The organism is Angustibacter peucedani (genome assembly GCF_054779595.1).
Genome location: NZ_BAAGXY010000130.1, coordinates 1 through 5,728, shown reverse-complemented (window position 1 = coordinate 5,728; position 5,728 = coordinate 1). Strand labels below are relative to the sequence as shown.

Annotated in this window: 5 protein-coding genes and 1 pseudogene; 5 read left to right on the top strand and 1 reads right to left on the bottom strand. The window is 74.8% G+C overall.

All coding sequences use genetic code 11. The annotated features are described in order from the left end of the window. Nucleotides 1-2,048 (bottom strand): sensor histidine kinase (locus ACYVJ4_RS17495; protein WP_460461369.1); only part of this gene is annotated, 2,048 nt, incomplete at its 3' end. 204 nt (nucleotides 2,049-2,252) lie between these two features. Between ACYVJ4_RS17495 and mobA the strand changes: the two genes are divergently transcribed. The 5 genes and pseudogenes from mobA to ACYVJ4_RS17470 all read left to right on the top strand — a co-directional run. Continuing rightward, entirely contained in the window at nucleotides 2,253-2,861 is a 609-nt protein-coding gene (gene mobA, locus ACYVJ4_RS17490; RefSeq protein WP_460461368.1) for a molybdenum cofactor guanylyltransferase, read from the top strand. A 10-nt stretch (nucleotides 2,862-2,871) separates the two neighbouring features. After that, nucleotides 2,872-3,849, top strand: a complete 978-nt coding sequence (locus ACYVJ4_RS17485) for an NAD(P)H-quinone oxidoreductase (RefSeq protein ID WP_460461367.1) — start codon at nucleotides 2,872-2,874, stop codon at nucleotides 3,847-3,849. Between the two features lie 98 nt (nucleotides 3,850-3,947). Continuing rightward, nucleotides 3,948-4,553, top strand: coding sequence for a PadR family transcriptional regulator (locus ACYVJ4_RS17480; RefSeq protein ID WP_460461366.1), 606 nt, complete (start codon nucleotides 3,948-3,950; stop codon nucleotides 4,551-4,553). After that, a complete protein-coding gene (locus ACYVJ4_RS17475) occupies nucleotides 4,550-5,317 on the top strand; it encodes an ABC transporter ATP-binding protein (RefSeq protein WP_460461365.1) in 768 nt (255 codons plus the stop codon). The genes ACYVJ4_RS17480 and ACYVJ4_RS17475 overlap by 4 nt, the downstream gene beginning before the upstream one ends. Then, nucleotides 5,314-5,728, top strand: a pseudogene (locus ACYVJ4_RS17470) (hypothetical protein); the annotation flags it as partial. The gene ACYVJ4_RS17475 and the pseudogene ACYVJ4_RS17470, both read left to right, overlap by 4 nt.

Genomic DNA, 5,728 nt, shown 5'->3' with positions numbered 1-5,728 from the left:
CGCGGCAGCGACGACGAGCCGGCCTCGGCCGCGGGCGCCTCGACGGGAGCCTCGACGACCGGCGCCTCGGCCGGCACCTCGGCGGCGACCTCGGCGGCCGGCACCTCGGGCAGCTGCGGGACGACGGGCGCCTGCGGCAGCACCGGGCCGCCCTCGCGGGCGGTCGGCACGGCGTCGCGCTCGACCGGAGCGGCGTCGACCTCGACGGTCGGCAGCTCGGTCACCGAGCCCGGCACGAACAGCGCCGGCGGCAGGTCGATCGTGACGACGGTGCCCTGGGTGCGACCCGGGCGCAGGGCCACGGTCGCGTCCAGGCGGCGGGCCAGGCGGCCGACCACGTAGAAGCCGAGGCGCTGCGAGCCGACCACGTCGGTGACGGGCGGGTTCGCGATGCGCGCGTTGGCGTCGGTGATCTCGTCCCAGGTCATGCCCAGGCCGAGGTCGGTGATCGTGATGCGGACGCCGGAGTTGCTGAAGGCGGTCGCGGTCACGACGCGGGTGTCGGGGTTGGAGAACTGGGTCGCGTTCTCCAGCAGCTCGGCGATCATGTGCGCGGTGGTCAGCGCGACGTGGCCGACGAGCGGCGGGTCCGCCTGCAGCGCGAGGTCGACGCGGTCGTACCGCTCGATCTCCGACACGGCGGTGCGGATGACGTCCGACAGGGGCATCGGACGACGCAGGCGACGGCCGGCGTCGATGCCCGCGAGGACGATGAGCGACTCGGCGTTGCGGCGCATCCGGGTCGCGAGGTGGTCGAGGCGGAACAGGTTGTCGAGCGTGTCCGGGTTCTCCTCGGTGCGCTCCAGCTGGTCGATGAACGACAGCTGGCGCGAGAGCAGGACGTGGTTGCGGCGCGCGACGTTGACGAACATCTCGGCGATCGAGGCGCGCAGGGCGGCCTGCTCCTCGGCCACGCGGACGGTCGTGTCGTTCACGTTCTTGAACGCGAGGGCGAGCTGGCCGACCTCGTCGTTCGAGCCGACCTCGATCTCCGGCAGCTGGATGCCCGGGCCCTCGCCCGGGGTCGCCATGCGCTCGACCATGCGCGGCAGCTCCTCCGCGACCTCACCGGCGGTGACGGTCAGGCGGCGCAGCGGGCGGGTCATGGCGCGGGCGAGGACCAGACCGAGGCCGACGAGGACCGCGACGACGGCCAGGCCGAGGCCGAGCAGCAGCACGGCCTGACGACGGGCGTCGGCGGCCGACGCGGCGGCGTTCTTCGCGGTCGAGGCGGCGAGCGGCTCGAGCTGGGCGCGGATGGCCGTCACGCGGGCGGCCGAGTTCTTGATCCACTCGCCCTGCTTGGTGGCGATCGGGGTGCCCTGCACGCTGGCGACGATGTCGAGGCGCTCGCTGGTGAAGGCGGCGCGCTGGTCGATCGGCTGGTAGAGCGCGGCGTCCAGGGCCTCGGACTGCGCGTCGGTCGCGTTCAGGCGGAAGGTCTGGATGGCCTGGTTCTGCACACCCTGCAGCGACGACAGCTGCACGGCGGTGGCCGGGTCGACGCCCTTCTGGGCGACGACCTGGGCGCCGAGCTCGGCCTCCTGGCTGGCCAGCTCGACGAGGTTCGCGAGGGCCGAGTAGGCGGCGAGGCTGCGGCCGATGGGGCGGTCGGTCAGCGAGTCGCCGATGCGCTGGGGGAGCGCGACGTCGAGGGCGATCATCGAGTCGTACCGGGCGGCGACCTGGTCGGACTGGGCGTGGCCGGCGGCGATGTCGGCGCGGACGGTGCCGAGCTTGTTGTGCGCCTCCTCGGAGGCCGACACGGCCTCGACGGCCTGCGTCGACAGCGAGCTGAGGTCGAGGGAGCCGATGAAGGCGCGGTTCGCGGTGATCGCCTCGTCCGTCGCGGCCTGGGCGCGCTTGAACTCGTTCACCTTGTTGCCGTTGGCCTGGCCGCTGATCACGGTGAGGGCCAGCGTGCGCTCCTGGTGGATGCGCTGCACCAGCTCACCGAGGCCGCTCGCACCGCTGGCGAGCTTCTCGACCTTGGCCGCCTGGCCGGCGCGCACGAACCCCTGGGTCGAGATGATGGCAGCGCCGATCATCAGAACCACGATCGGTAGTGCCAGGACGGCCAGGAGCTTGGTCCTGATCCCTCGGTTACGCAGCATGGTGCCCTTCCCTCTGTCGCCGGTCCAAGGCTCTTCGGCCCGCGAGGGGTCCGGATTGAACGCGCGCCGGTGCCGTGTCACCCGTTCGGCCCAGTCCCGGCGTGTCGCGTGGTGCGAGGGGCTCGCGATACTGCGGGGGTGGGAGTGCATCCGGGTGGTGCCGGTGACGGCGGGGTGCGGGCCGCGGTCGTGCTCGCGGGCGGCGGCTCGCGGCGCCTCGGGCGCGACAAGCTCGCCGTCGACCTCGGCGGGACGACGGTGATCGACCACCTGCTCGACGGGCTCGCCGGCGCGCTGCCCGGGGTGCCGCTGCTGCTCGTCGGACCGGTGCGTGCCGTCGTCCACGAGGTGCGGTGGTGCCGGGAGGAGCCGGTCGGTGCCGGTCCGGCGGCCGGGCTGGCCGCGGCGGCGCGTGCGCTCGGCCGCCCGCCGACGTCCGGGCGGGTCGTGGTGGTGGCGGGCGACCTGCCGTTCGCGGGCGACGCGGTGCCCGCCCTGCTGGCCGCCGTGGGGACGACGCCGGACGCCGACGCCTGGCTCGCGCTCGACCGCGCGGGCGTGACCCAGCCGCTGCTCGGCGTGCACCGGCTCGCGGTGCTGGCCGGGGGACGCGCGGGCGGCTCGGTGCGCTCGCTGCTGGAGGGACGGCGCGTGGTCGGGGTCGACGTCCCGCCGCACGCCGCGCTGGACGTCGACACCGAGGACGACGTCGCCGCCGCTCGCGCGCGGGTGCGCGCGTCGTCCTAGGGTCGAGGACGTGCGAGCGATCACGACGACCGAGGCCGGCGGACCCGAGGTGCTGACCCTGGGCGAGGTCCCGGACGCCGTCGCCGGGCCGGGCGAGGTGCTGGTGCGGGTGGCGGCGGCCGGGGTCAACCGCGCCGACGTCATGCAGCGGCAGGGGCACTACCCGCCGCCGCCCGGGGCGTCGGAGTACATCGGGCTCGAGTGCAGCGGCACGGTCGAGGCGCTCGGCGAGGGCGTCGAGGGCTGGGCCGTAGGCGACGAGGTCTGCGCGCTGATGGCGGGCGGGGGCTACGCCGAGCTGGTCGCGGTGCCGGCCGGGCAGCTGCTGCCGGTGCCGTCCGGGGTGTCGCTCGTCGACGCCGCCGCGCTGCCCGAGGTGGCGTGCACGGTGTGGAGCAACGTCTTCATGACCGCAGGCCTGCGCCCGGGCGAGCTGCTGCTGGTGCACGGCGGGTCGAGCGGCATCGGCACCATGGCGGTGCAGCTGGCCTCTCGCGCCGGTGCGCGCGTGGCGGTGACGGCGGGCTCGGCCGAGAAGCTCGAGGCCTGCCGGGCGCTCGGCGCCGAGGTGCTCGTCAACTACCGCGAGCAGGACTTCGTCGAGGTGGTCCGCGCCGCCACCGACGGGCGAGGTGCCGACGTCGTCCTCGACAACATGGGGGCCAAGTACCTGGCGCGCAACGTCGAGGTGCTCGCGCCCAACGGCCGGCAGGTCACCATCGGCCTGCAGGGCGGCGCCAAGGCCGAGCTCGACCTCGGGCTGCTGCTGCGCAAGCGGGCGGCCGTGATCGCCACGTCGCTGCGGGCGCGGCCGGTCGACGAGAAGGCGGCCATCGTGGCGGCCGTCCGCGAGCACGTCTGGCCCTTGGTCGAGGACGGCGCGGTGCGGCCCGTCGTCCACGACCGGCTGCCGCTCGAGCGGGCCGCCGACGCCCACCGGCTGCTCGAGGGCTCGACCCACGTCGGCAAGCTGCTGCTCACCCTCTGAACCCGCCGCCGCGGTGGCCGACGTGCTTGACGGCCCGATGAATACCGCGTATACATGCTGCTCACAGGCAGGATACGCGGTATGCAGGGGGTAGCAGGATGTCGATCCGACAAGGTTTGCTGGCGTTGCTCGCGCAGCGCCCGATGTACGGCGCGCAGCTGCGCCAGGAGTTCGAGGCACGCACCGGCGGCACGTGGCCGCTCAACGTCGGGCAGGTCTACTCGACGCTGAGCCGGCTCGAGCGCGACGGGCTCGTCGAGGCCGCAGGGGGGCCGGACGAGGACGGTCGCATCGCCTACCAGCTCACCACCGACGGCCGCACCGCGGTCGGCCGGTGGTGGCTGACGCCGGTCGACCGGGCCGAGCACCCGCGCGACGAGCTGACCATCAAGCTCGCGCTCGCGGTGACCGTGCCCGGGGTCGACGTCCCGGCCGTGGTCCAGAGCCAGCGCACGCAGACCCTGCGCTCGCTGCAGGACCTCACCCGGCTCAAGACCCGGGCCACCGAGGCGGACGACGTCGCCTGGCTGCTCGTGCTCGACAACCTGGTGTTCGCGGCCGAGGCCGAGGTGCGCTGGCTCGACCACGTGGAGGCCCGGCTGCTGCGCCGCTCCCTCACGGCCGCGCCGCCGGTACCGGTGACGGCGGCCGGCACCGCGGCCGAGGTCGAGGCCGACGTCGAGGTCGGGCAGGTGCGGCGATGACCGCCCCCGCCGCCCAGCGCGAGCAGCAGGGCGCCGTGAGCACCGCCGTGCTCGAGCTGCGCGACGTCTCGCGGGTGCACGGCAGCGGCGACACCGCGGTGCACGCGCTGCGCGAGGTCACCCTGGCCGTGCGGCCGGGCGAGCTCGTCGCCGTCATGGGCCCCAGCGGCTCGGGCAAGTCGACGCTGCTGACCCTGGCCGGCGGGCTCGACAGCCCGACGTCCGGCGAGGTGTACGTCGAGGGCCAGCCGCTGTCCGGCCTGAACCGCGCGCAGGTCGCGGCCCTGCGCCGGCGGTCCCTGGGCTACGTGTTCCAGGACCTCAACCTCATCCCCGCGCTCACCGCGGTCGAGAACGTCATGCTCCCGCTCGAGCTGGACGGCGTCCGGGCCGGTGCCGCGCGCACCCAGGCCCGGGCCGCTCTCGACGAGGTGGGCGTCGCCGACCTGGCCGAGCGGTTCCCGGACGAGATGTCCGGCGGCCAGCAGCAGCGCACCGCCATCGCGCGGGCCCTGGTCGGCGACCGCCGCCTGGTGCTCGCCGACGAGCCCACCGGCGCGCTGGACTCCGAGACCGGCGAGGCCGTGCTGCGCGTGCTGCGCGCCCGGGTCGACGCCGGGGCGGCCGGGCTGCTGGTGACCCACGAGGCGCGGCACGCCGCGTGGGCCGACCGCGTGGTCTTCCTGCGCGACGGCGTCGTCGTCGACACGACCGGAGACCCGACGCAGGCCGAGCACCTGCTCGAGCAGGAGCCCGAGGCGTGAACCGGCTGTCCGGCTGGCGACCCGCGCTGCGGATCGCCCGGCGCGACGTGCTGCGGTCCAAGGGCCGCAACGCGCTCGTCGTCGTCATGGTGGGCCTGCCCGTCTTCCTCGTCTCGACGTTCGCGACGATCTACGAGACCAACGGCCTGACGCCGACCGAGATGCTGCCGCAGCAGCTCGGCACGACGCAGGCGCTGGTGCAGCCGGTGCAGCGCACGCCGGTCGACCAGAACCCGCAGGGCACCAACTGGGTGCCCACGACCAACCAGGTCGAGTCCGAGCCCGTCGACGCCGAGCCGTGGACGACCGAGCAGCTGCAGCAGGTCGTGGGCCGGCCGCTGCTCGACATCACCACCACCGGCGGCACGGTCCGCACCGCCAAGGGGCGCCTGCAGGTGCACGTGGTGGCGG

Coding starts and splice junctions, on each gene's coding strand:
- ACYVJ4_RS17480 (WP_460461366.1), top strand. CDS start 3,948: ATGTCGATCCGACAAGGTTTGCTGGCGTTGCTCGCGCAGCGCCCGATG.
- ACYVJ4_RS17475 (WP_460461365.1), top strand. CDS start 4,550: ATGACCGCCCCCGCCGCCCAGCGCGAGCAGCAGGGCGCCGTGAGCACC.